This is a genomic window from Hymenobacter defluvii, from assembly GCF_017589435.1.
GTDB lineage: Bacteria > Bacteroidota > Bacteroidia > Cytophagales > Hymenobacteraceae > Hymenobacter > Hymenobacter profundi.
In genome coordinates, this window is sequence record NZ_JAGETX010000011.1 from 92,704 (window position 1) to 118,807 (window position 26,104).

Sequence of the window (26,104 nt, forward strand, 5' to 3'; positions counted from 1 at the left end):
CCGAACTCGTCTTACCTACCTAGGACAAAGCCGCCCCACTGCCTCACAGGCCAGTAGTTTACCTTCCAGCACGAACCCTGAACCGCATGAAAACGCTTTTTCTGACCCTGACCCTGCTTTGCACTGGCCTGCAGCTAACCCAGGCGCAGGCTAAACTGCCGGTCGCCGCCCCCACCAGCACTACCAAGGAGGAGCAGGAAGTTCTCGCCCTGTCTAAAACCAAATGGACCTGGATGGCCGATAAGAATGTAGCGGCTTTAACCGGACTTTTTAAAGACAACTGCGTCTTTGTGCACATGGGGGGCAGTTGGGGCAAAGACCAAGAACTCAGCGTCATTAAAGGGGGCATGATTTGGTATAAGAAAGCCGAAGTCTATGCCGCTTCCGTGAACATGTTTGGCAACACGGCCATCCTGCTGAATGATATTGATCTGATGGCCGTAGTCGGCGGCAAGGAGGTCATCAATCCCTTCATGGTGACGGAGGTATACCTCAAAGAGGAGGGCAAATGGAAGTTGGGCTCGCTCACTTTCTCCCACTTGGCCCGGCCCGTCAAGCTGAATGCGCCCGCAAGTGCGTCTCCGCCGCAACGCTAAGCGTTTGCGACCGGTCAGGGTACCTTAATCAGCAGCCAGTACGATAGGTATGACCATTCTAATCCTGGGGGCTGCCGGCGAAATCGCCCGCATGGCCACCGACAGCCTGCTCCGCCAAACCGACGCTACCCTCATTTTGTACGCTAGGAGTGCCACTTCGCGTTTGAAAGTGGCGGATGCACAGCGGGTGCGCCTGGTAGACAGCGACTTCCGGAGGTCGAGACCCTAACCACGGCTCTGCAGGGAGTCGATGTGGTGTTCATCACGGCCGCCGGCGACACCGCCGCCAAGCAACGCATTGCCGCGGCCATGCAGGCGGCGGACGTAACAAGAGTTATCGACACCTCTATTCTGGGCATTTTCGACGAGGTGCCCGGCGCTTTCGGTAAGTGGAATGCCCGCATGGTGGGAGTCAGCCGGATACGCCAGGTAGCGGAAGCTACCCGCGTGTTTGAAAACGAGGCCTTCGACTACACGATCCTGCGCCTGACCTGGCTCTACAATCAAGCCGGTACTACTGCCTACCTGCTGACGCAGCGGGGAGAGCCCTTTGTGGGGACCCAAGTCACGAGGCAGGCCGTCGCCCAGCTCATCGTCGACATCGTCACGGCACCGGATGAGCGCTTCGTCCAGAAAAGCCTAGGGGTAAGTGAGCCGAATACCGATTGGGACAAACCGTCCTTTTACTAACCCAAGCGCTGCTGCGTGCGTCGCCGGTGGATACCCGCAACCCAATGAAACACGTCGTGCTCCTCAGCTTTCTGCTTATCGGCACTTGCTGCAGGCAGAATCAACCTGAGGGGGTTGCGCCAGCACGCGCGAGAACCGGCAGCACGATTAGGAAGGCCATGACCACGCATTTGACGGCGCAGCATCTCATTCGGGATCTAGTTACCCATCCCGCCTTTACCGGCTTTGGTGACTTGCTCTTGCCTTGGGATGATAATTCACGCTATTATGCCGCTCCCCTGAGCCAGGTGGGTACGCTGATGCCCTACCACGGCCACGTGCGGCCGGAGGTCGTGCTGTCAGCGGTCAATCACCTAGTGGATGAAGCCAGCCGCGGAAAAGCCATCTTCTATCCGTTTTACTCCGCCCAGCAACAGCAGCAGGACACGTCGAAACAGCACACCGGGCTATTCTTCTTCCGAGGCATGCCCGGGGCGCCCTTCGCTGTCGTGTGCCCCGGCGGTGGGTTTAGCTACGTGGGTTCCCTGCACGAAGGCTTTCCGCTGGCCCAGCAGATCAGTCAGCAGCACCTGAACGCCTTTGTCATCCGCTACCGCATCGGCAGTGAGCAACAAGCAACCGAAGACCTGGCCGCCGCCCTGGCCTACATCTTCCGCAATGCCGAACAGCTGGGCGTCAGCCCTCGGGATTATTCCCTGTGGGGTGGCTCGGCCGGTGCCCGCATGGTCGGCAACATTGCCCTGAGCGGGGTGGAGGCATTCGGTGGAGGCAGCCTCCCTAAACCAGCCACGGCCGTTATCGCCTACACTGGTCAATCCAGTGCTTCTGCTGCCTTTCCTCCCACCTTTATGACCGTAGCCGCCAACGATGGCATTGCCAATGTGAACACGGTGGACAGAAGGGTAGAGCGTTTAAAAGCGGCGGGCGTGGAAGTGGTATACCGCCGGTACCAGACCGCCGGCCACGGCTTTGGAACCGGAAAAGGAACGGATGCCGAGGACTGGCTGGATGCCGCCATTACGCTTTGGAAGAAGCACATCCGGTCTTAATTGACGAAAAAGCAAACCCCATGTTTTCATGGCGGTTAGGCTCTCTTTTTCGGCCAACACCCAGGGCAAGGCAATATGCTCACCGCCCGGGTGCAGTATAACACCCCTTCAACATCATCTTCTCATGAAAAACCTAGATAAGAGTCGACTGGCAAGCGCACGGTCCCTTTCGCGTTCCCTGACGAGCTGGCTGGTGCTCTGCGTGCTGTTGATTTCCGCGTGCTCCTTCGCCAAAAAGGAAGATATCCAAGCCCCCGTGAAACCGACTGCAAGCTCCAAAAACGTATTGATTGTGTATTTGTCGCGCACCAACAACACGAAAGCGGTGGCCGGCATCATTCACCAGGAGGTAGGGGGGAGCCTGATAGCGTTGGAGTTGCAAACGCCCTACCCTGAAAACTACCAAGCCATCGTGCAACAAGTGGCCCGGGAAAACGAAACCGGCTTTTTGCCGCCCTTGCGCACCAGGATTCACAACATAGCGCAATACGATGTCATCTTCGTGGGCTTTCCAACTTGGGGCATGCAGCTGCCGCCGCCCATGAAAAGCTTTCTGAAGCAATACGACCTGCGTGGCAAAACCCTAGTGCCGTTTAACACCAATGCAGGCTACGGCGTGGGCACCAGCATGCAGATGGTCAAGGCGCTGGCTCCCAACAGCACCGTCCTGGAAGGATTTTCCACCCGCGGGGGCATCGAACGGGACGGCGTGCTGTTCGTGATGGAGGGCAACAAAGAAAAGCAGGTACAACAGGAGGTAAGGGCTTGGTTGCAGAAAATCAACCTGCTCAGTAAACAATGAACAGGCGAAGAAACCGCAAGCAAAACGTACAATTAAATTCAGCGTACTCTAGCACACGACAATGCTGTTAGTGGCTGGACTGGCGGTGGTAATTCAAATCGAACAGCCCCACCAATTTAACGAGCCTGCTTTCCGACTGTTAGTCGGAAAGCAGGCTCGTTAAATTGGTGGGGCTTATAAGCAGGTTATTTCAACTTCCGCTTGGGCTGGTTTGTGACAAGCCAAAGGTTATTTCAAACTCTTTGGCACCTGCGCCTAATATTCCTCAACGGAAGGTTGAGGCCTGAGCAGTGCCACAAGACCCTTTCCTTAACGTGCGCTTACGCACCGCATTCTATTTACCAACCATCAGTAGCCTGCACTGAAGGCAGCTGCGAATCTTTGACACGCGGTTGCGGGCGTGTTAGCCTAATAGTAAATTCGGGTGATTGTCGTCATGCGCAAGGTACTGTTGCTCTGCTATCCCTTTCAGAAGTGTGACTAGCCCTACTCGGTCACCCATGCTCAGATCCGGCTCGTAAACTGAGCAGGTAGTCTCACAAGCCTCTGGAAAAAGCTGCTCTGCGTGAGCAGGCAACTGTCTGGCTGCATTAGAACACTGCATTTGATGCGTATCTTTTTAGCTTGCAGAGCTTGCATTAAGCTCGGCAAGTAATTTTCGCTTCTCAACACCCTACCCTGTCGATTTACAGCTATGAGTTCCCCGTATTCAGCTGGGCCACAAATGCTCGGCTACCTGTACCAGGTACAATATGCCTTGCTTACGTTGCTGAAGGCCGACGATGACGAAGCAAATGCTATTGTGATCGAGGGCTTAGATGATGTGGAGCTAAATGGAGCAACATTCTTAGAACTCCAACAACTCAAGCATCACATAGGCACAAAGAGACAGGCAACGTTATCAAATAGCAGCCTGGATTTGTGGAAGAGCCTGCGAATTTGGAGCGAGGGAATTGCGCAAAAACGCTGGAATCCTTTGCAAACGAAACTGACGCTGATTACGACAGCGCGAGCTGTTAGCGGGTCTATTGCATCCAAGCTGCGCGAAAAAGCGGATGAACGCAACACAAAGGAAGCACTGCAAGAATTACTAACAGTAGCGGCCGATATAACGGCGAAAGCAAGTGTAAAGGCCCAAACGGCGCTTGCTCAGGGCAAGAAGGCACAGCCCACGGAGTTGGAAGAACTGGTGACTGTTTTTAGTGCTCTTAAGCCTTCCCAGCAAACGCAGTTAGTGGAAGCTATTGTGATAGTTGATGAGGCTCCGACCATGCACAATTTGGAGGAACCTATCAAAAATAAGCTGCGAATTGTGGCCCCCAAGGATAGGCTGAACCAAGTATATACTCATTTGCTCGGCTGGTGGTATGCCACTGTTGCTGAGCAACTGCTGAATGCAGCTGGTGCCAATAAGCCCATTAAGTGGATTGATCTTAAAACAGAAATTGATGAAATAATTCCGCAGTATCGGGAAGATAGACTACCTGTCTTTTTTGCACGAACTGAGCCGGACGAGGCCCATTACAAAGCATTACAAGAGCAAATCTTCGTGCGGCAGCTGGATTACTTAGTGCTGGATGCAAAGCGTATTCGCTATGCCGTAAAGGACTATTTCCGTGCCTTTCAAGAGCGCACGAAATGGGCAACCGATAAGCTTCTGGTCGGGAGAGAAATGGAAGACTATGAAGCCGATTTGCAAGAACGTTGGGAGCGGTTTGTTAACCGCTTACCGTACCAACCAGAATACGCTCGCTATTTGGAAGATGATGAAGCATGCCTGCGGTTTGGCCGCCGGGTGCTTGATTGGGTTGAAGAGGCCAATTTCCCTATTCGGCCTGCCATGCCACCTTCTGCCGATTACATCACGCGCGGTAGCTACCATATGATTGCTGACCGGGAAGTGCCACCTATTTACTGGCATCCTAGGTTTTTAGAAAAGATGGCTGAAATAGTACAGGAGGCTGGTAGTTAGGTCTTGATCGCTATGCTCCCTTGGAACCGTCGGCCTATTGAGGCTAATCTAGTTAATCCAGCCTTTTGTACGCTGGTACTACGCCAAGCTATCGATGGCTACTACCAAACGGCTCGTACAGGAATGGAGTTTTCGCTGGCATTCGTGGTGCTGCCAGTCGTATTGCACAAAGCCATACGTGATTTAGTACCGGCTACCATTGCCACGAAGCTACATGTGTGGATACAAAGGCATCACGAAGTGCGCATTGGCTTTGCTCACCACATGCAGAACATGGTGCCGATCACCAAAGAAGCGCTGATTTTTGGCATGCAGCACGACGCTTACCAGCTAGATGAGCGAGGCACCTTGGTGGCAGGGCTGCAGGAGCTCAAGCCTTTTGATGTTCCCCCAGGCTCGGAAGCAGAAGCCTGTTTCAAGAAGGCGTTTTTTGTAGGCCGGTGGTTTGCCGACGCGGGCACCCCTTCTTCCGTGATTGCCGCATGGGACATAACGATTAAATAGTATGGATTATCAGTTTTACCCTTTTTTTTACCTCCCGCCCACCACGATGCAAGTGCGGGCCATCATTTTGTATAACTATCAAGGGCAGAAGCGGATCCTGCCCTTTAAGCTCGGGCAAGTCAACATCATAACGGGCGAGTCGGAGACCGGCAAATCATCCATTATCAATATTCTGGACTACTGCACAGGTCGCTCAACATTCAAAATGTTTAAGGCGGAGGGGGTAAACATCGGCGTGGTTGCTTGGTACGCCGTGCTGCTCCAAATAGGCTGGATGCAAGTGCTTGTTGCCAAGCCCACTCCTAAAGGTCAAAACAGGTCACAGAAGGAGGGGTACATTGACAAGGGCTTGTTTTTGCAACTTCCCGAACTCGGGGATCTGCGGGTAAATACAAACGATGATGGTATTGATTCGGAGCTATCGAACTTGATAGGCATTGCGCCGAATAAGGCGTTGAGCCCAACAAAAGCTGGCCAAGATCCAGCCCAAGCATCCTTACAACACACCAAGTATTTCCTGTTTCAGAATCAAAACCTGGTTTCTAGCCCGGAGCACCTGTTCTGGCGGCAGAGTGACCCGAAGATCGGCCGACATTTACGTGATTCGTTACATTATTTTTTAGGAGCCGACCAGGATGAACGTTGGGAGAAGGAAAAGCGACTTGCCCATTACAAAAAAGGATTACAAAAGCTCGAAACTAGCAACCGTTTGCTCGAGGCTCAGCGGGCCACACAGAGCCAGAGTATGCGTACCATGCTGCTACAGGCGCAGCAGGTAGGGCTAGTAGCTGGACAGGTGCCAGACGCAGAACTATTGCCCACCCTACGGGGGCTTCTGACGTGGGAAGCAAACAGTACCACAATCAACGTTGCGGTAACGAATAGCCCGTTGGAGCAAGAACGGCAGCGGGCGCGCGAGTTGAATCGAGACTTTCGTGACAAGCTACGTGAGATCGAAGAAGCCGAAGAATACCGTCGGCAGGCTGATGGATTTGCCACCTCAGTAGACCAGCATACGGACCGGTTGCGAGCCGTTCATGTGTTTGACAAGGATGCATCTCACGCGGAACAGTGCCCACTTTGTTCGCAAATAATGGATGCCCCGCCTCCTTCGGTGGCCGCCCTTACTACTTCGCTGGCTCGGATGCAGGCCAACCTAGGCGGCGTTCGCCGGGAACGGCCTCAACTGGAGCAGTACATCACCCAGTTGAATAACCAATTGGAAGATCTTCGTGAGGCACGCCGACTGGCCGAAGATCGTGTAAAAGCGCTGCAACAGGAGCAAGATGCGGGTGGGCCGTTACGCGACCTGGAGTTGAGGGCTTCACGTGTCGTTGGCCGCATTGAGAGCTATCTTGAGCAGTTGCAACTAGTCGATGATAATTCAGACCTGAAACAACGCATCGAAAATGGGAAGAAAATAATCGAGGCTTTAGAAGCTGAAATAGGGTCAGAAGACGTCACGGAAATCATTGAAACCAGCCTAGCACTGGTGTCTGCCTATATGACGCCTTGGGCCAAGGTATTGAACATGCGCTATGCTGGCTTGCCCCATCGACTCGATCCCCGCAACTTGACGGTAGTAGCTGCGCAAGGCCGCGGTATTACCATGGAAGATATGGGCGGTGGTTCGAACGCGCTAGGCTGCCACTTAATTACACTGGTGGCTCTACACAGGTTCTTTATTAAGAATAAGAAACCGGTACCAGGCCTGCTCGTGCTCGACCAGCCCTCCCAGGTATATTTCCCATCACTCGAAGCCTACAAAACCATGTTAGATGGCACCGTACGAGACGTGAGCGTAGCAGGCGGCGATGTGGCTGCTGTGCAGCGCATGTTTGCGTATCTGTTTAAACGGGTAAAAGAGCTCCGTCCTGACCTGCAGCTCATTGTGACGGAACACGCTAACTTGGATACTCCTGACTACCAGCAGGCACTGGTGGAACAACCTTGGGTGGGAGGTAGAGGCCTGATTCCGCAGGAGTGGATAACGGCAATGCCTCCTGCAGTAGACAATTCAGAAGTGTAAAGAAGGCAGTTGTTGTCTACTAAGAAGCTTCGGTCATGCGCCGCAAGCGCCGCTCGATTTCAAACTTGCGTTCATACCCTGAATTAAAAGGCAGCGTCCATTCCAGGGCTTCCAGTAAATCCAGGCGTGCCAGCAGTTCACCTAACCGTTGTTGGATATACCCGCGTACGCCTTCATGGGCCTGCCATACTTCGCTTTCCAATTGCAGGCGGTTGTCTACGACGTGCACAACATCTTCCAGGTCCTGGCTTAGGCGCAGATCGTCCCAGCCTCGGTCACGCATAGCCGCCAGCTTGGTGGCCAGGAAGTACTCCGGTGCGAGGATGCGGATAGTGGTGTTATCCGGCAGCTCAAACGAAATGGCCCGGGCGAATCCTTCCGGGTACCAGGGGTTGCTGAACCCCAGAATGGAGCCGTCGGTCGGCATGACGTCGACCACGAGCTGCGCATAGCGCCAGCGGCAGATGACGCCCGAGGCGGTGTCGTTGGTAAATCCTTGGGCACGCAGTTCTTCTTCCAATTGATAGAAGGCAGCCAGTGGCGTGACTTCAACAATACAGTCTACATCCTGGGTAATGCGTGGTTCGGGAGTATCCAGGGGGGCTGCGGCGTACAGGTTGACCGTTGCTCCGCCCACGAACACAACCTGATCACGCAGCCTGCCCAAGGCCCGGGCTACCGCTTGCAGACGGACGATGTTGTGGTGTTGATCAGGATTCATGGGCTACCTGTGAGATGGACAACAGTCGCTGTCTCAGCAACTCACCGGCTAATTTAACTTCACGCGGCCGACCCAGACGGATGGTGTCCACTAACGCCAGTAACTCGTGGAGGGCACCATCTGCTTGCGCGGCGGCTGGTACGCCTGCGTACAACGGTGTGATGGCGGCTCCCCATTGGTGACCTTCCGACGCCGGCCAGACATACGTGATGCCCTGACCAAACTGCTCCTGCAGCAACGGTACGCTAGGCCCAGTGACAATGCCCCGCGCTTGGAAACCAGGGTTTGCTGGGAATACATAAGGCAGGCCGTGAACAAGAAACTCCACTAGAGAGCGTCGCTGTACGTGCCGGCCCTCATCTAACAACCGGCTGTGTTGGCACCGCCGCAGGGCGTAGGAAATCTCCGCCGGACTCAGAAATAAAGCCTGCGCCATTTGCTTACTCTGCCAAGGAAGAGTTCCCCGAGAAGCTAGAGCCAGCATCAATACGACATCCTGCGGACGAAGAGCATTAAGCTTCTCCATAATTCATGATTCATGATTCATGAATTCAAAGATACAATTTGCGGTTGACTTCGTGCAAGACAGTGAGTGAATCAACTCACTGACCGAAAGAGCAACTAAAGGAATAGCCCGACTGCACCGTCTGGCGCACCGCCGGCAACCGACAAGACTCATAGGCTGTTAGGGTTACTGCTAGACCTTACGTTCCCTGCGCAATAGAGTCGCAAGACGGGTTATCAGAGCCGGCTTACGGTTACAGGTACTGCAGCCGATCTTCTTCCAAATCCAGATACCGCTGGTGCTGGCGCACAATGTCTTCGTCCAGCAGCTGCTCCCGGTTGTTGAGTTCCAGCAGCCAAGCGCGCTGGCGGTCTAGAATGGCCTAGTACGCCGCTTTGCTGACCGCGTTCATCTCCTCTCCCTGGTTTAGGTGTTTACTGTCTTACCAACGGCGGACCATCGTTTGCAAAGCGGGGTTGGTGTTGAGTTCCTCCGCGTACTGGGTGTTTCGCACCGCCAGCGCCTGCTCGCCAGGCCCTGGCGGAGGTGGGCCTCGACTTCCTCTTCGGAGTGGATTTCATCCGGGTCGGGCAGGTTGAACCGGCGGATAAAGTAGGGCAGACTCAGGCCCTGCACCAGCAGCGTGAGCAGGATCACAACGAAAGTGATAAACAGAATCAGGTAGCGCTGCAGGAAGGCCAAGCCGTCAGCCAGCTGCACGGGAATAGACAGGGCCGCCGCCAGCGACACCACGCCGCGAATGCCTGTCCAGCCGATGAGAAGGGGCCCTTTCAGGCCGGGGCTTCCCGCGTCGGCCACGGTGATAAAGTTGCGAGCAATTAGGGTCGTGACCACGGCACCGTAGGTGGCCAGGATTCGTCCAGCCATCAGCACGACCGTGATAAGCACGCCGTACCCAATTGCCCGACCAAGGCTAATGCCGTTTTCGGCCAGCCCGGCCGTAATTTCGGGCAGGTATAGGCCGATCAGCATGAACACCAGCCCATTGAGCAGAAAGACCAAGCTTTCCCACACACTCACGCCGTGCAGGCGGGAGACGCTGCTCAGAAACAGGTGCCGCCGCGCCGAGAGCAGCAGCCCCCCGCTGACCACAGCGAGCACCCCGGAGCTGTGCACTTCTTCGGCCGCCCAGTACATCAGGTAGGGCGCGACCAGAGTCAGCACCGTGTCGGCGTTGGCATCAGTGGGCAGCCAGGTATGCAGCTTCATCCACAGCCAACCCACCACCAGCCCCATACCTACCCCACCCACGACCATCCACACAAAGCTGCCCGCTGCCTCGTACCACACGAAGCTGCCAGTGGCCACAGCAATCGTGGCGAAGCGCAGGATGATGAGCGAGGAGGCGTCGTTGAGCAGGCTCTCGCCTTCTAGCACGGACCGGGCCCGCCGGCTCAGCTTGGTAAACTTCAGGATGGCGCCGGCACTGACCGCATCGGGTGGCGAGACGATGCCGCCGAGCAGCAACCCCAGCGCAAGGGAGAAGCCGGGGATAACGGCCTGCGCAACCACCGCCACCAGCACCGCCGTGAAGGCCACGACCACAAAGGCAAAGCTGCCGATGATGCGCCGCCAGCGCCAGAATTCCTTCCACGAAATGGCCCACGCCGCCTCGTAGAACAGTGGCGGCAGGATGACGAGGAAAATCAGTTCGGGCTCAATAGAGACTCGCGGTATGCCCGGCAGCAGCGAGATAAGGGGGCCCACGACTACCAGCACAATGGGGTAGGCCACGCGCAGCCGTTGCGCCAGCAGTACGATGACAACGACCAGAGCAAGCAGAAACGGTAGAGTATGAGACATCGGCGCTTGAGTTTACTACCACGGAGGCACGAAAAAGCCGGCCCGTTCGACGCGCGAACAGGACGGCCCTCTCCATCTGGGCTTCTGGGCTTTCCCGAACGTGGAGCCTGGTTGGGCTAACCGGGATGCTTTGATAAAGCTAGAAGTCTATCGGGGCGCAAGCGTCCCATCAGCGGTTGATAGCTTGCTGGGATTTTGCGTTGTAGCGCGCGCCGTTGATTTCCACCTGGGCCAGGGCCTGCTCAATGCGCTCCAAGTCCGCGCCCGTCAGCTGGACCTGAGCCGTACCCAGATTTTCTTCGAGCCGGTGCAATTTGGTCGTGCCAGGGATGGGCGCAATCCAGGACTTTTGAGCCAGCAGCCAGGCCAGCGCAATCTGAGCGGGGGTTACCTGTTTGTCCGCGGCAATGGCCCCCAGCAGTTCCACCAGAGCCTGATTGGCTTGGCGAGCTTCGGGCGAAAAGCGGGGTACGGTGTTACGGAAGTCGTTCTTATCGAATTCCGTGTTCTCATCAATTTTGCCCGTCAAAAAGCCTTTGCCCAGCGGGCTGAAGGGGATGAAGCCAATACCCAATTCTTCCAACGTGGGCAGTACGCTTTGCTCGGGCTCGCGCCACCACAGGGAGTACTCGCTCTGCAAGGCCGATACCGGCTGCACGGCGTGGGCCCGGCGGATCGTATCCGCGCCTGCTTCCGAGAGGCCGAAGTATTTGACCTTGCCCTCGGCGATCAGCTCTTTCACGGCACCTGCTACTTCCTCGATGGGCACGTTGGGGTCCACGCGGTGCTGATAAAACAGGTCAATGTAGTCCGTCTTCATCCGCTGCAGCGACTGCTCGAGCACTTCCCGAATGCGTTCGGGCCGGCTGTCCATGCCTTCGGCGGGAGCCCCATTTTTAAAGCCAAACTTGGTAGCAATGACCACCTGGTCGCGCACCGGCGCCAGGGCCTGGCCTACCAGCGTTTCATTGAGCTCGCCGTAGGCCTCCGCCGTGTCGAAGAGGGTGACGCCCCGCTCGAAGGCCGTGCGGATCAGGCAAATGGCTTCATCGGTTGGCGTGACCGAGCCGAAGCCGAAGCTCAGGCCCATGCAGCCCAGGCCCAGGGCCGATACTTCCAGTCCGCTAGAACCGATTTTTCGCTTTTCCATCGTGTGCTAAGTACTAAGTGGCAAGAAAAATTTGCGTTAACCCGCATTCCAGATTCCACGCTTTAATAGCCAGGAGCCAGGTACGGGAGGAGTTAGACCCCACAGCTAGGCTCCGTCACCACGACGGCGTGGTAGCGCCGGGGGGCATCGGCCGCTTCTGCTTTCGAGGTGGGCATGTCCAGCTGGGGAAGTCGCGCGTGAATGGGGTCGTTAGACAGGCGCAGCATGCCGCCAAAGCGCCTTTGCCGCGCAGCCTGGACTTCGGCCGTGATCGAGAGGGCAATTTCCTCCGGCGTTTCCGCCCCCAGGTTCAAGCCAATGGGGCTGTGCAAACGGCCCTGAAGCCGGGCTTCGGCATCGGGTACCACCTGCCGAAGGTCTTCCAGCAGCCGCGTTGCCTTAGTGCGCGGCCCCAGCAGCCCGATGTAGGGGGTGGGGGCATCCAGCAGGCGCTGGAGCACGGCCAAATCATAAACGTAGTTATGCGTGAGCAGTACGGCATAATCGGCGCTTAGCGGCAGGGTGGGCACTTCTGCCAGCGGCACCACGCGCACCGAAGCGGCCTCGGGAAATCGTTCGGGCGCGGCCTGGCGCGGGCGGCCATCCACTACCGTGACGTGCCAGCCGAGCGAGGCAGCTAGGCGCACCAACGGCTGAGCGTCGTTGCCGGCGCCATATACGCACAGGCGCAGCGGTGGGCGCAGCACTTCCAAGAACACCCGCATAAGGCCATCGGGCAAGGCGGCGTACTCGCGAATCAACGATTGATCCTGGGCCAAGGCCTGGTCGGCGTCCCGGCGCAGCTGGGCCGCGAGGGCCAGGTAGTCCAGGGCCGAGCCACGCACCTGCCCAGTGGGCAGCAGAAGCAAGCGGTGGCCTGGGTCGGCGTTGGTCTGGCCGGCGGCGCGGCGAAAGACTGTGGCCAGTACGGCCGGCTCGGGGTGCCGGGCAAAGCCGCGCAGCAGCTCCAGCGGGTTGTCAGGATCTTGAAAGTCCAGCGGCTCCAGTAGGATGTGCACCACCCCTTGGCAGCCGGGGCCCAGGCCGTGGCGCGGGTCGTCCTCGTCGCTGGTATCATACGTCACCAGCGCGGGCTGGCCCCGCTGCAGCACCTGTCGGGCCCGCTGGCGGGCATCGCCTTCCAGGCAGCCGCCACTGATGGCGCCCGTCAGCTGCCCGTCGTCGGTCACGAGCATGCGGGCCCCGGGCCGGCGGTAGGCCGAGCCTTCCACTTCCACAACGGTGGCCAAGGCACAGGCGCGGCCAGCAGCGCGACAGGCGTCGTAGGCGGCGAGCAAACGTTGAAGTTCGGTCATGGCAAAAGGTTGGGCACAGCAACGCCAGCACCCAGGACACTGGCGTGCTTGCGGCCCTGACTTATAGGACGTGGAGTGGGAATTATTTGCGCTTCGGTGCGCCGGGTTGGTTGCTCGTCTGCAGCACCTTCATGAGCACCGTTCGGCAGGCATCGGCTTCTTTTTTGCCAATGCTCGCTTCCGCCACCTGTAGCAGCTGCTGGAGTTGGCTGGGTGTCAGCCCCAGGTGCAGTCCAATGCCCAGGTGCGACTGGAGCATCGGCTCCACCCCGCCCAAGCTCACCAGTGCGGCGATGGTGACCAGCTCGCGCTCCGTAAACGTGAGCACGTCGCGCTCAAACAGGTCGGCAAACAAGTGCTCCTTGAGGAATACTTCGATTTCGGGGCTTAAGGCCGCGTACCCCGTCTTGGGACCGGTTTCGGGTTTGCCGGTCAGCGTTTCCAGGTTCTGTTTGCCCCGCTCGTACTTCGGGGCGGTGCTGGTAATGGGCGAGGCTTCTCTGCCCCACACGTCGGTGATGCCCTGGGCTTTGCGCTCTTCCAGTACGTTGATAAAGGTGTTGAGTCCGCTCAGGCTGCGCGGGAAGCCGCAATAAGCGTATAAATGCACCAACACTTCCTTTTCCTCGTTTACGGTCAGGCCGGCATCCAACCCCTTTCCTAACGCTTGCTGCAGCCGGGGCAGATCCCCTTTGGCCGTGAGGGTAGCGATGGTAATGATGGCCTGCTGCCGAACCGTCAGCGCGTCGGGAGCCGAAGCGATGCATCCTGCTTGTGCGGGATGCCCCACTAGCAGAAACAGCCCGGTAAGGCCTACCAAGTACAAAGCAGTTTTTAGCATGGTGTTAAGCGGACTGGCGCAAGGCGTCGAGCACCTTGTCCGGCGTCATGGGCAGGGAGCGCAGCCGCCGCCCGGTGGCGTGGAACACGGCGTTAGCTACGGCCGCCGTTACCCCCACGATAGAAATCTCTCCGATCCCCTTCACGCCCATGGCGTTCACATAGGGGTCGTGCTCGTCGACGAACTCCACCGTCATCTCAGGAATGTCAGCGTTGACCGGAATGTGGTAGTTAGCTAAATCGGCGTTGGTATAGCGGGCCAGGTGGGGGTCGCGTACGGTTTGTTCCATCAAGGCCGCGCCGATGCCAAAGATACTGCCCCCGATCACCTGGGAGCGGGCGGTTTTAGGATTCAGGATGCGACCGGCCGCCATCACGCTTACCCAGCGGGTGACGCGCACGGTGCCTAAGTCGGGATCCACCTGCACCTCGCAGAAGTGCGTACCGAAGGCGTGCATGGAGTGAGGGACAGCCTCTTCCTTCTTGTTCATGTTGGCGTTGGCCGTAGTCTGAGGGGCTTCGTAGCCCGCGCCGTAACGACCCAGGGCGCTGCCTTCCACGTCGCCCATATTGGCGCGCTTCATCACCTCCCCGAACGCCTCACCTTTGCTCGGGTCGGCCTTCAGCTGCAGGCGGCCCTGCTGCACCACAACGTCGGCAGGCTTGGCGCCGAACAGGGGCGAGCGCTTATCCATTACGGCCACCTTGAGAAGCTTCTGCCACACCTCCTGGGCCGCCAAGTACACCGAAGAGGACACCCGCCCGGCCGCCGTAGAGCCGCCCGACCACTGGGTGGAGGGCAAGACGGTGTCGCCCAACTCAAAGCGCACCCGCTCCGGCGGCAGGCCCAGCGCATCCGCTGCCACCTGTGTGATGATGGTGTAGGTGCCCGTGCCCAGGTCGGTCGCACCCGCCTGGACTACTGCCCTTCCGTCAGCGTAGAGGCGCACGCGGGCGTTGCCTTGAGAGCTGTGCACAGGGTAGCTGGCTGTGGCCATGCCGTAGCCCACTAGGTACTTGCCGTTGCGGGTCTGCCCATTCTTGGGGTTGCGCTGACTCCAGCCGAAGAGCTCGGCCCCGCGCTGGTAGCATTCTTTCAAGCTCTTGCTGGACCAGGGATGACCGTTGGTCGGGTCCTTCTCGGCATAGTTGAGCAGGCGTACCTGAATCGGGTCCAGGCCGAGTTGGTAAGCCAGATCGTCCATGGCGCACTCGATGGCAAACGAGCCCGGCATGTCGCCCGGGGCGCGCGTAGAGGTGGGCGTCATCACGTTGGCCCGACCTAGGCGGTAGGTTCCCTCGAAGGTGGGGCACTGGTAGAGCATATTGATGATGCGTCCGTTAGTTTCGGCCCAGTCTTCCCAAGGTGATGTGGTGGACCTTTTCTCGTGCACCAAGGCCAGCAGTTTGCCTTCTTTGGTCGCCCCGACGCGTAGGGTTTGCTCCTGCTCTTCGCGCAGGCCCATGCCGGTGTACTGTTGGGGCCGCGTGAGCACCAGCTTCACGGGCCGGCCCACGGCCTTGGCCGCCAGCGGGGCCAGCACCACGTGGGGCCACACCCAGGCCTTGCAGCCAAAGCCGCCGCCGAGAAACTTATTGACGACGCGCACCTGCTCCGTGGAGAGGCCTAGCATCGCGGACAGGGTTTTCTGCGTTTCCGACACGCCCTGGGTGGTGTCGTATACCGTGAGGCGGTCCGCAGCTTCCCAGTGGGCTGTGGTGGCACCCGGCTCCATGGGATTGTGGTGGGTCGTGGCGTGGGCGTAGGTGGCCGTGAGCTGCACCGGGGCGCTGGCAAACGCGGCCTGCGCGTCGCCGCGCTTCGTAACGCCGGGCTGGTAGCCCCGAATAGCCTTCGGCACGTAGAGTTCTGCCTTTGGGTCCAGGTAGGAGGAAATGGGCGCCTCCGGCGCAATGGAGACCTTCAGCAGGGCGGCGGCATACTGCGCGTGCTCCAGCGTATCGGCCACGACGATGGCCACGGGCTGGCCAGCATAATGCACCTGGTCCGACTCCATTGGAAAAAAACTCATCGGCGAAGAGGCGAAGGAGCGGCGGTCGTCGGGATTGTTAGGCGTCTTGGCCAGCTTAGGCAGGTTCTGGTGCGTGAGGATGGCCAGTACGCCAGGCTGCTTCTGCGCTAAACTGGTATCAAAGCCGGTGACGCGGCCCTTGGCCACGTCACTGGTTTTGAGCACGGCGTGCACCAGGCCCGGCAGGCAGTTGTACTCGGCCGAGTACTTGGCTTGGCCGGTCACTTTCGCCCAGCCGTCGACGCGGCTCAGGGGTTGTCCCACGACGCCCGGCGTCGCGTTGGTTTCGAAGAAGTGTGGCTCAGTATCCATCGGGAGCGTCAGAGGAGGAAAGAAAGGATGGGATTACGCGGTGAGTTGCTGCAGGGCGCGCACGAGCGTGTTTTGCGTTAGCTCGACCTTATAGCGGTTGTGCTCGCGGGGCTGGGCTCCCTGCAAGGCCGCGGCGGCGGCGGCCCGGAAAGTAGCCTCTGTCGCCGGCTGACCTACTAGCACTTTTTCTGCCGCCCGTGAGCGCCAGGGCTGGGCACCCACCCCACCCAGGGCCACACGGGCCGCACGGATAGTGCCGCCCTGCACGTCCAGGCCCACGGCGGTGGAGGTCAGCGCATAGGCGTAGCTGCTGCGCTCGCGCACTTTCAGATAAGTCGAGCGCTGCGCATGCGCAGCGGAAGGAATCGTAACGGCGACAATCAACTCGCCCGGCTCCAGCACGGTCTCGAGGTGGGGGGTGTTTCCAGGCAGCCGGTAGAAATCGTTCAGCGGCACCTGGCGCTGCTTGCCCTTGCCCTTCTCCAAGGTTAACACCGCGTCAAACGCGGCCAGGGCCACGGAGAAGTCACCGGGGTAGGAGTTGGCAATGCAACTGTTACTCACCCCCAGAATGGCCAGGTTATGGTTGTCGCCGGTCTGCGCCGGACAACCCGAGCCGGGCACACGTTTGTTGCAGGGAAAGGCCGGGTCGCGGAAGTAGCCGCAGCGCGTGCGCTGCAGGATGTTGCCCCCAATACTGGCCATGTTGCGCAGCTGAGGCGAAGCCGCCAGCAGCAGGGACTGTGACACGGCCGGAAATTGCTGCACGACCAATGGGTGCTCGCCCACGACGCTCATGGTTTCCAGGGGCCCGATGCGCAGGCCGTCTTTGGTCTGCTCGATGCCTTTAAAGGGCAGCAGGTTGATGTCCACCAGTTGGGAATGCTCCTCCAAGTGGGCCTTCATCAAATCCAGCAGCGTGGTGCCGCCGGCGATGTAGGCCGCCGTGGGCGTGTCCTTCCGCCGCGCGGTAGCTTCTTTGGCCGTAGCCGCTTGGGTGTAGCTAAAGTCGTTCATGGTGCTTAGCCTTTAGTTGGTTGACCCGCTACTTCGCGCACGGCAGCCAGGATATTAGGGTAAGCCCCACAGCGGCACAGATTGCCGCTCATCCACTCCCGGGCCTGCGCGTCGGTGGTGGCGTGCCCTTCCTGGACGCAGGCGACGCCCGACATGATCTGGCCCGGTGTGCAGTAGCCGCACTGGAAGCCGTCGTGCTTGATAAAGGCCTGCTGCATGGGGTGCAGCTCGTCGCCCTTCGCCAGGCCCTCAATGGTGGTAATCTCCTTGCCCTGCGCCATCACCGCCAGCGTCAGGCACGAGAGGGTGCGCTGGCCGTTGACGTGCACCGTGCAGGCCCCGCATTGGCCGTGGTCGCAGCCTTTCTTAGTACCGGTCAAGTCCAGACGCTCCCGCAAGGTGTCGAGTAGGGTCACGCGGGGCGCTACGCGCACCGTGTGGGCTTGCCCGTTCACGCGCAGGGTGATGTCGGTGGCGCCCTGTAGGACCTTGGAGTACGCAGTCAGACGCTCGGCCTGGCTCACCAGGGGTGGGGCCAGCGCCAAGCCCAGTACGCCGCCTGCCTGCTTCATGAACGAGCGGCGCGAGCCATCTTCCGGTTTCGGTGAGTCAGCGGGTGGAAACAAGTCAGATTCCATGGCAAAACGGGTTTAGTAGTGGAAAAGTCAGCCGCGTGGCCGCTCGTCTGCTTCCATGGTGAAAAGCGGCTGGCCAGCGACTGGCGGGCAGGGCAGGCTCACTTGGCAGAGCAGGAACAGCTAGCCATGAGCCGGAGACCCTATCTGGATAGGCGCCTAACATGCGCGCTACTGCGTTGGGGTCGGCAGCTCGGTAGGGAATATACCAGCTGGACGGGTCGAAGTTGCCGCCCGCCCCTGCATTGTTTGAAACCCTTACTGATTCGTTTGATCTGTATACTCTAGCTACCCGCGCTACGCATCTGCCACCCGTTCGGCATCCCGTCGAAAGGCCAGGGGCGTAGTGCCGGTGTGCTTGCGAAAGAAGTTGTTAAAGTAGGTCGGGTACTCAAAGCCCAGGCTGTAGGCAATTTCGGCCGTGCTCCACGAGGTGTGGTGCAGCAGGGCCTTGGCCTCGCCGATCACGCGTTCCGCGATGTGGGCCGTGGTGGGCTTGCCAGTCACTTCTTTCACGGCCCGGTTCAGGTGGTTGACGTGCACGCCCAGTTGCTGGGCGAAGTCCTGGGCCGTTTTCAGCGGCATGGCCTGATCGGGGCTTTCCACCGGAAACAGCCGCTCCAGCAGCTCCAGAAACAAAGCTGTAATGCGAGAGGAGGCATTTTTGTGCTGCACGAAGCTCTCCGAGGGCTGCATGCGCAAGGCCTCGTGGATGAGCAGCTGCAGGTAGGTACGAATCAAATCCCCCTTGTAGAGGTACTCGGTGCTCTGCTCGAGAAGAATCTTCTCGAAGATGCCCTTGGCGTAGGCCGCCTGCTCGGCGCTCAGGGTGAAGATGGGCGTGCCCCCCACCTTGAACAGGGGAGATTGCTGCAGGCTTTCCGACCGGTCGTTTTCCTTCATGAACGCCTCAGTGAACAGGCAGGAATAGCCCGTCAGCCGCGGGTCGTGCAACTCGACCGAATACGGAATGTGGGGATTGGCAAACATCAGGCTCGGGCCACTGATGCCAATGCTGCGGTCCGCATAGTGGACGGTGCAGGGGCTGGTCACCAGGGCTACCTTGAAAAAGTCCCGGCGGCGATACGCGTGACTCGGGCCGGCGGCCGTGTCTACCTCGTAGGCCTTGAACCCCTTGAGCTTGAGCTCCTGAGGGTTCAACTCATCGTGGCTGCTAATCGGCTGCGTGGTGGGGGCGGCTCCTGGGTTCATAGCGTTTGGTCGGGTAGGATAGTGGAAAGGGTGCTGCCGTAGGGAAGATACGCCATGGTAGTCAATGACACTCCCTTCATAGCGCTACCTCCCCCCATGACGTCAGCCGGTAGGGGGTACGTCTTGGGGGGATGTAGAAGAGGGCTACTCGTGAATTTTTCGCTCGCTGATCCACTTGACCATGTTCGGGTCGCGGTGATCAAAGAAGAGGCTGGCCTTGGTATCGAGCGTGGCAATGGCCTGCAGATCCTCCGGGCTCAGCTCGAAGTCGAAAATATTGAAGTTTTCGGCCATGCGCTCGGGTTTAACCGACTTCGGGATAGCCACTACGCCGCGCTGGGTAAGCCAGCGCAACACGACCTGTGCCACCGACTTCTGGTACTTGTCCCCGATGCCCTGCAGCAGCTCGTTGTGGAATAGATCATTTTTTCCCTCGGCAAATGGCCCCCAGGCCTCAATCTGCACGTTATTCTCCACCATAAACTTGTGCTCTTCCACCTGCTGATGGAAGGGGTGGGTTTCCACCTGGTTGACCGCCGGTACCACCTCGTGCTGGACGATCAGGTCGATGAGGCGGTCAGGCTGGAAGTTGCTTACGCCGATGGCCTTGATGCGGCCGGCTTGGTAGAGTTCTTCCATCGCGCGCCAGGCCCCATGCACGTCGCCGTAAGGCTGGTGAATGAGGTAGAGGTCCAGGTAGTCGAGCTGCAGCTTCTGCAGGGACGTTTCAAGCGCCTGCTTGGCTCCTTCGTAGCTGGCGTCCTGCACCCACAGCTTGGTAGTGATGAAGAGTTCCTCGCGCGGCACCCCGCTTTTTTGTATAGCGTTGCCCACAGCTTCTTCGTTCATATACGAAGCCGCCGTATCAATCAGGCGGTAGCCGGCCTTGATGGCTTCCAGCACGCTGCGCTCGCACTCGGCCAGGTCGGGGACCTGAAACACTCCGAAGCCCAGCAGGGGCATCTGGACCCCGTTATTTAATTCGACGGTCTGCATAGGATGACTCAAAAAAGGTGATAGGTAAGCTGTTCGCTCGTGTGGCGGCCTGCCCGCCGGCGCGGATACGTCCTGAAGAAGGACGCCTTATCCGGTACGGGTTTGCCTTACAAAGGTCCGGCGGCAGAGTCCCCAAGAGAAAAAGAGAATCAAACCAATGAGTATACAATTCAAATAATTCCCGACACTCGGAAGCATCCGCGCCTACGGGGATTAAGGCTTGCTTTCGCTAGTTTGGGCGCTGGTACTGCTCCTCGGTTACGGGCTGCAGCCAGACAGCTCCCCCCTTCTCCGTATTGGGCACGATGGCCACGTGGGTCATAGCCTGCTGGGCGGAAGCGCCGTGCCAGTGCTCTACGCCGGGCGGGGCCTGGATGACGTCGCCCTTGCGCAGCAGTCGTTTAGGCTGGCCTTTCTCCTGGTAGTAGCCTACTCCATCCGTTACCAGTAGAATCTGCCCACTGGGGTGGCGGTGCCAGTGCGAGCGGGCACCGGGCTCGAAGACAACGTTGCCCACGACGCACTGCAAGGTGCTGTCGCTGTTGACTAAGGAATTAACCCATACCGTGCCCGTGAAATTTTGGGCCGGGGCTCGCTGGCCCTGGGTAAAGATGGGCGCTGGCGAATGGGCTGGGGAAGCCGGTTTGCCGGATTGCGCCGGGCTTTGCAGGGCCAGCACACTAAGTAATGCGCCCAGGTAGCAAGCGACTCGATTCATTTGGCTGGTGGGTGGAAGTAGGGGAAAGAAAAATACAGCGAAGGCAAATCGCCTGGGGTGTCCGGTAGTCGCAGGTAGCTACGAGCGGCCGCGGAGGCGGCGTAGCCAACCGGCAACTAGTACGCCCGCCGGGCCGGGCAGCCGGGTATAGAAGCGAAACACGCGTTTGGGAGTAGGCTGGCGCATGAGTTCAAGCAGGAGCAGGTGCAGGTAGCTGCGCAGCAGCTCGTGCTTGAAGAGGTAGGTCGATTGCTGCTCGGCCAGCATCTTTTCAAACAAGCTGGTGAGGTAGGCTGCCTGGGGACCCTGCAGCGAGAAAACGCGCTTTTTCCGGTGGTTGAGGAGCTGCCACGGCTCCCAACCGTCTTCCAGGCAGCTGGCTTGCACAAAGGCTTCCGTAAACAGGCAGGCATACCCGGTCTGGCGGGCCGGCAGCCAGGCGGAAGAAGCTTCACCGGACGGAGCACCTAGCAGCAAATAGGTACTGTCCGGTTCCGGTTCCTGGCCTGTGCCCTGCAGCTGGCGTTGGTCAGACAGCAGATACAGTGTGTAGTAGTCCCCGCGGTGGCACGCCGGAGCGGGACCGGAGGTCGTGTCTATCTGGTAGGCCTTGAACCCATTCATACTCATCCCAACTGGAAGCAACGTTGCCCGTGTAGCGTCAGCAGTCTGCCGCGCACTCTGTCGAAAGCCTTTTACTCTGGTGGGTTACCTGCTACCTTCTATCTTGATGCGATATAACGGAATGGGTATTCCCTAGCTTCTGAGTGACAAAGTTCTGCTGGTCCTGGCTAGGGAAATAATGATAATCAAACGAATGGGTAAGAGATTCAAACATGCCAAGCCTGAGCGTCAGAATGATCCCGCCCTTTCGCAGAACGGCGGCCAAATACTACGCGTCTAAAACTGGGTTCGCCCATAGAGAAGATGCATGTAGATAGTTGCTAATTCGCTCTGTAATAAAAGTTATTCGACTAGCTCTCTTCCTTAGCAACTCACAGTAAGCTCTTTGGCTTATCTTTTCACTTTTATTCGCTGTACGCTGTTTTCTGCGGCATTATGTCTTAAGTCGCGACAGTATTGTATTGTATTGTATTGTCTTTTCATGTCTACAAATCTTGACCGCCAGCACCGGGCTACGGACCGCCCGTTGAATGAACCACGCCACGATGATTTTCAACGGGCACCATTCGCTCAGCGCATTGCGGAGACCCTTATTTCTCGCGTCAATCCAGAAAGCCTTGTTATAGGCTTGTATGGGGCCTGGGGCGAAGGAAAAAGCACAGTTCTCAACTTTATTCGTCATGAGCTAGGTCGTGCTAGCGACAAAGTCTTAGTACTGAACTTCAATCCCTGGCGCTTTACCGATGAAACGCAGTTATTGACCAATTTCTTTGGGGAGTTGGCGAAAACAATTGACCGGAAACTGCTCACCACGGGGCAACGTGCCGCTAAGTTGGCTGCTGAGTACGTGGCACCTTTATTACCAAAGCTTACTCTCTCTACTCCGAACAACGGCCCCAGCACGGAACTGGATATTAGCAGCCAAGTACAAGCGCTACTCAACCGAGCACAGCCTGACGCTGAGGGACTGCGCCAGCGTATTGAGCAGTTACTGGCCGATGCAGGCCGGCGCGTCATTATCATTGTTGACGACATAGACCGGCTGGAGAAAGGACAAATCCAGGCGCTGTTCCGCCTCGTTAAGCTAACGGCTGACTTCCGGTATACGGCCTATCTACTGGCCTTTGACGACGGCATGGTAGCCCGCGCGCTCGGCGAAGTATTCAGTCCCGCCGGAGAAGCAGCCACATCGCAGCAAGCTGGCCAGAACTTCCTGGAGAAAATCATTCAGGTTCCGCTACGCTTGCCGCGCGCACGTCCTGATGACTTATTCGGCTTCTGTCTGGCTCGCCTGAATGAGGTCTGCCAAAACCAGAACATAGAGCCTAACGCTGAAGATGCCCAACGGGTGAGCAATACGTTGCGCGCGGTCCTGTTACCCCGGCTCACCACCCCGCGTCTGGCCGTGCGCTTTGCCAATGCCGTGGAGTTCGGATTACCGCTGCTTTATCGGGAGGCCAATCTGGCTGATTTCATTTTGGTTGAAGCCCTACACCTTTTCTACCCGGAACTGCACCGTTTTGTCGCGGCCCACCCCGAGTTGTTGACTGGTAGTACGCAACGCTCTGATGGCAGCTATGAGTTTTTAGCCGAGATGAGTGACGATTCGAAGAAGCCCAAAGTGGAGCAATTTCTTGACAGTCACTATCCTTTGCGTGAAGAACGACAAGCGACGCAGCATTTGTTGTGCACCCTGTTTCCACGCGTTAGCCGCCATTTTAACCGGAGCCGTAGTTTGTTTGACGACTCGCCCAGCCGCCTGTCGGAGACGGAACTCGCGCAACGGCAGCATGTAGCATCTGCTACCCATTTTGCTCGTTACTTCTCTTATACCATTCTGCGGGAGGACGTAGCCGACCAGGAGTTTGCAGCCTTTCTGGCTCAGTCGCCCGCACAGCAGTGTAGTACCAGTCAAGAGCTGATTGGTCGGCTGGGCATGTCAACCTTCCTACAGAAACTAGCTTACCGCGTGGATTTGCTCAGTTCGGATGAAGCAGCTAATACGTGGCACCTGCTCGCCAAGCTTAGCCCCTCGCTCAGCGACACCCAAATCGGGTGGTTTTCCGGCCGAACGGACCTCTCGCAGGGAGCCTGGTTGCTAATCGCCTTGCTCGCTCGATTTCCAGCTGATCAACGCCTACCCTGTATTCTGGACCTATTAGCTGACGACGCTTCTTTCAGCCTCTGTGAACGGCTGGTATCGAAACTATTCTCTCGCCGCGACAGCGCTTTGGCCAAACCATTGACACAACAAGACCAAAGCGAACCAGACCTATTCACGCGAGCACATTGGGAATCGTTGGCGCAAGTGCTAGCCACAGCGCTAGTGGAACGGGCATTGCAAGAAGCGGGCGATCAAGCTATCTACATCGCATTCCCGGTTATCGGTTGCCGGATCATGCATTTTTACTGGAGGCTAGCAGCAAACCGACCACCGGTGGCGGAATATGTTTTACCACGGTTGAAGCATACTCCTGCCGAGGTAGTTCAACTACTGGAAACGTGCGCCCCTTATGTTTCCGTCAACCACGAGCCACCGTTTCACGGTAATATTGAGCAAGATACATTTGCGATGCTGCATCAATCCATAGGACCTGAACTCTATGTAGCAATACGGCAGGTGCTGGGGCCTATAGCAGTCACAACGTATTCTGCTGAGCATTTCCGGTCAACTCCTCCTTCTAATGAGGAACGCCTCCAGCAGTACGTTTACCTTTACGAGCACCAATCCGATTCTCCTGTTAAGCCTGATTAATACCGAGTGCACAACACCTTGTGTGCATTTATGAATCAAGTAATTAGCACAAGTTAAGGCATATTTGCTTGCGTTTGTACCACTTCGGCTTCGTCGAGATTTCGAAGCAAGACACTGGCAAAAGAGAGCCATTCAAGAGCTCGTTGAGGGTCAGCTGTGCCCCCAAGACTATGCGCTTTAGGGTTGCGGATAGCCAGCATGGCCCCCCTGAACAGCGTCATAAATCCCTGCTGCTCATCGGCGCTCGTGGTAATGCGTAGGATGGGGTTAGCCGGGGCAAATGCCTGTTCCATCAGTTTCGTGCCGTGGGCAGTTGGGGGAAGCTGGGCTTTGTCACGTACGGCATTGTCCAAGGCAATATAGGTATTCAGGATGGCCTCGCGGTAGTGACCATCCTGAAACAGTTTGGTAGCGACTCGTTGAACGATTGGGTGAAGTTGCGCTAAGGGATGTGTTGCCGTTGAGCCAGCGGGCATGGTATGCACTTGCTGGTGCTCTAACCGCAATTCGTCCATGTAATTTGTAAGCAACCCAATGGTGATTGTCAAGTCGCGCTTAAATCGGGTTTGTCGTACTTCCCGATCGACATCGGAGTAATCAACCCCGGCGATTCTGATCTTTCGCCGGTAAGTAAACGTCAAGTCAGCAATACGTTTAGTCTGACGCGAATCCTTCCCGAATAGGCTGGTGAGCGTGCTGAGAAGACGGTCATGCCAGACAACAAACTCTGCATCTCGGCTCGCTTTACCTCGCTCTTGTTGTTGCACTGCCCCTTCGAGCAGTTGGCGTAGGCGTTCTAGCTGTTGGATTAAATCAGGCAAAGCAGTAGAAAATAGTAGATAGCTAATAAGGGACTTGCCACGGAGTGTAATGTCGTATTAGTTACCCTATAGTGAACCAAGTATCCAGGAGTGACCGTCCCCCGCATTTTCATACGAGTAACATGTAATTTGCTCTTGGCGAAACTACGCAGATACAATCGAACAGCCATTATTGATAAAACTACAATTTCAACGAGTTGAGGAGGCAAAAACTTTGCTCTAACCACGCGTGATCTACGTGATCTATGTAGACTTGCCTAAATCGCCTGTAGCTATACACAAAAACTACTTTCGCGACAACCTGACTCCGAATGAAAGTTGCGTTTAGCTTTGCTTTCAACGTACGGTAAACACCCCGCCAACACGGTTGCCACTAAACGGCGCCCCCGGCTGGTGGAACAACCGAGGGGTCAGAAGATTGGGTGGTCTATCACCCTCACTTCAACTGCAATGAAGAAGGTGCGTACGAACGTGAAACCGGCTGGTAAGGCTAGTTGGTTTCACATCTCCTTAGAGCTGTGTAAAGCAGCTGTCACGGGAGCAATTCGAGCCGTGGTTAGCCACTGGCTTGTATCTAACGTTGTCGTCTAGTGGTACGCATAGGGCACTGGCTGCGGTAGTGTAACATTGGAGCTACAATTCTTCATGATGAGTACCATCCTCATAAATATACCTACCATACTCAAAGCGTTACTTTTCGTAAGTGTACTGTGGGTAGGTTATCGATTTTGAGGTAGTGTGCATCACCCTCTGAGTAATGACAATTCCTCATTATCTGGGAAGTCTTCCAGCATTTCATCTAGCAGTTTAGCAAAAGAAGCGCCACGGCCTCCGTTACGCACATGTCTGATAGCTTCCTGCCATTGGGCTCGTCCATTCAAGCTTATTGTAATGTCAGCTACACGTCCACCAGCCCGTTCCCAGATACCAATATCGCGGATACCACCTGAGTAGAGATTACTGGCTATCGCAATCAATTGGCT

The 26,104-nt window shown here is 57.4% G+C and carries 24 protein-coding genes; 9 read left to right on the forward strand and 15 right to left on the reverse strand.

All coding sequences use genetic code 11. From position 1 onward, the window contains the following. Positions 1-86 precede the first annotated feature (86 nt). The 8 genes from J4D97_RS17070 (at position 87) to J4D97_RS17105 (ending at position 7,642) form a co-directional block, all read left to right on the forward strand. Positions 87-596 carry a nuclear transport factor 2 family protein gene (locus J4D97_RS17070; protein WP_208308627.1) on the forward strand — a complete coding sequence of 170 codons (510 nt, stop codon included), beginning with the start codon at positions 87-89 and terminating at the stop codon, positions 594-596. Positions 597-645: 49 nt separating this feature from the next. Further along, positions 646-825 (forward strand): hypothetical protein, encoded by a 180-nt coding sequence (locus tag J4D97_RS17075; RefSeq protein WP_208308628.1) that lies wholly within the window; start codon positions 646-648, stop codon positions 823-825. Between the two features lie 23 nt (positions 826-848). Continuing rightward, on the forward strand, positions 849-1,286 hold the full coding sequence (locus tag J4D97_RS17080) for an NAD(P)H-binding protein (protein ID WP_208308629.1): 438 nt from the start codon (positions 849-851) through the stop codon (positions 1,284-1,286). Positions 1,287-1,444: 158 nt separating this feature from the next. Then, positions 1,445-2,335, forward strand: a complete 891-nt coding sequence (locus tag J4D97_RS17085; protein ID WP_208308630.1) for an alpha/beta hydrolase — start codon at positions 1,445-1,447, stop codon at positions 2,333-2,335. Positions 2,336-2,459: 124 nt separating this feature from the next. Beyond that, complete coding sequence (locus tag J4D97_RS17090) at positions 2,460-3,137, forward strand: flavodoxin (protein ID WP_208308631.1); 678 nt, start codon at positions 2,460-2,462, stop codon at positions 3,135-3,137. 724 nt (positions 3,138-3,861) lie between these two features. After that, on the forward strand, positions 3,862-5,109 hold the full coding sequence (locus tag J4D97_RS17095; RefSeq protein ID WP_208308632.1) for an ABC-three component system protein: 1,248 nt from the start codon (positions 3,862-3,864) through the stop codon (positions 5,107-5,109). A gap of 12 nt (positions 5,110-5,121) precedes the next feature. After that, positions 5,122-5,613: a three component ABC system middle component gene (locus J4D97_RS17100; RefSeq protein ID WP_208308633.1), complete on the forward strand. Its 492-nt coding sequence runs from the start codon at positions 5,122-5,124 to the stop codon at positions 5,611-5,613. Position 5,614: 1 nt separating this feature from the next. Then, the gene (locus J4D97_RS17105) at positions 5,615-7,642 is read left to right on the forward strand and encodes a DUF3732 domain-containing protein (RefSeq protein ID WP_208308634.1); all 2,028 of its coding nucleotides are present in this window, start codon (positions 5,615-5,617) and stop codon (positions 7,640-7,642) included. Between the two features lie 19 nt (positions 7,643-7,661). On the opposite strand, the gene J4D97_RS17110 is transcribed toward J4D97_RS17105, so the two are convergent. From J4D97_RS17110 to J4D97_RS17170, 13 genes are all read right to left on the reverse strand, one after another. Next, complete coding sequence (locus J4D97_RS17110; protein WP_208308635.1) at positions 7,662-8,363, reverse strand: nucleotidyl transferase AbiEii/AbiGii toxin family protein; 702 nt, start codon at positions 8,361-8,363, stop codon at positions 7,662-7,664. Then, on the reverse strand, positions 8,353-8,799 hold the full coding sequence (locus J4D97_RS17115) for a hypothetical protein (protein ID WP_208308636.1): 447 nt from the start codon (positions 8,797-8,799) through the stop codon (positions 8,353-8,355). The genes J4D97_RS17110 and J4D97_RS17115 overlap by 11 nt, the downstream gene beginning before the upstream one ends. Positions 8,800-9,294: 495 nt before the next feature. Beyond that, positions 9,295-10,692, reverse strand: a complete 1,398-nt coding sequence (locus J4D97_RS17120; RefSeq protein ID WP_243900371.1) for a Na+/H+ antiporter — start codon at positions 10,690-10,692, stop codon at positions 9,295-9,297. A 169-nt stretch (positions 10,693-10,861) separates the two neighbouring features. Beyond that, positions 10,862-11,842 carry an aldo/keto reductase gene (locus tag J4D97_RS17125; RefSeq protein ID WP_208308637.1) on the reverse strand — a complete coding sequence of 327 codons (981 nt, stop codon included), beginning with the start codon at positions 11,840-11,842 and terminating at the stop codon, positions 10,862-10,864. Positions 11,843-11,934: 92 nt separating this feature from the next. After that, positions 11,935-13,158, reverse strand: coding sequence for an XdhC family protein (locus J4D97_RS17130; RefSeq protein ID WP_208308638.1), 1,224 nt, complete (start codon positions 13,156-13,158; stop codon positions 11,935-11,937). Between the two features lie 82 nt (positions 13,159-13,240). Further along, positions 13,241-13,999, reverse strand: a complete 759-nt coding sequence (locus J4D97_RS17135; protein ID WP_208308639.1) for a carboxymuconolactone decarboxylase family protein — start codon at positions 13,997-13,999, stop codon at positions 13,241-13,243. 4 nt (positions 14,000-14,003) lie between these two features. Further along, positions 14,004-16,343, reverse strand: a complete 2,340-nt coding sequence (locus tag J4D97_RS17140; RefSeq protein ID WP_208308640.1) for a xanthine dehydrogenase family protein molybdopterin-binding subunit — start codon at positions 16,341-16,343, stop codon at positions 14,004-14,006. Positions 16,344-16,376: 33 nt separating this feature from the next. Beyond that, a complete protein-coding gene (locus J4D97_RS17145; RefSeq protein WP_208308641.1) occupies positions 16,377-17,360 on the reverse strand; it encodes an FAD binding domain-containing protein in 984 nt (327 codons plus the stop codon). 5 nt (positions 17,361-17,365) lie between these two features. After that, positions 17,366-17,998, reverse strand: a complete 633-nt coding sequence (locus J4D97_RS17150; RefSeq protein WP_208308642.1) for a (2Fe-2S)-binding protein — start codon at positions 17,996-17,998, stop codon at positions 17,366-17,368. A gap of 294 nt (positions 17,999-18,292) precedes the next feature. Continuing rightward, positions 18,293-19,207: a helix-turn-helix domain-containing protein gene (locus J4D97_RS17155; protein ID WP_208308643.1), complete on the reverse strand. Its 915-nt coding sequence runs from the start codon at positions 19,205-19,207 to the stop codon at positions 18,293-18,295. Between the two features lie 144 nt (positions 19,208-19,351). Continuing rightward, positions 19,352-20,203, reverse strand: coding sequence for an aldo/keto reductase (locus J4D97_RS17160; RefSeq protein WP_208308644.1), 852 nt, complete (start codon positions 20,201-20,203; stop codon positions 19,352-19,354). Between the two features lie 229 nt (positions 20,204-20,432). Further along, on the reverse strand, positions 20,433-20,921 hold the full coding sequence (locus tag J4D97_RS17165) for a (R)-mandelonitrile lyase (protein WP_208308645.1): 489 nt from the start codon (positions 20,919-20,921) through the stop codon (positions 20,433-20,435). A 78-nt stretch (positions 20,922-20,999) separates the two neighbouring features. Next, complete coding sequence (locus tag J4D97_RS17170) at positions 21,000-21,545, reverse strand: hypothetical protein (protein ID WP_208308646.1); 546 nt, start codon at positions 21,543-21,545, stop codon at positions 21,000-21,002. A gap of 526 nt (positions 21,546-22,071) precedes the next feature. On the opposite strand from J4D97_RS17170, the gene J4D97_RS17175 reads away from it, so the two are divergent. Further along, entirely contained in the window at positions 22,072-24,300 is a 2,229-nt protein-coding gene (locus J4D97_RS17175; RefSeq protein WP_208308647.1) for a KAP family P-loop NTPase fold protein, read from the forward strand. 53 nt (positions 24,301-24,353) lie between these two features. Here the strand turns inward: J4D97_RS17175 and J4D97_RS17180 are convergent, their stop codons facing one another. Together J4D97_RS17180 and J4D97_RS17185 are read right to left on the reverse strand one after the other, a co-directional pair. Continuing rightward, a complete protein-coding gene (locus tag J4D97_RS17180) occupies positions 24,354-25,121 on the reverse strand; it encodes a TIGR02391 family protein (RefSeq protein WP_208308648.1) in 768 nt (255 codons plus the stop codon). Positions 25,122-25,864: 743 nt separating this feature from the next. Further along, a partial coding sequence (locus tag J4D97_RS17185; RefSeq protein ID WP_208308649.1) for an effector-associated domain EAD1-containing protein occupies positions 25,865-26,104 on the reverse strand: 240 nt, incomplete at its 5' end.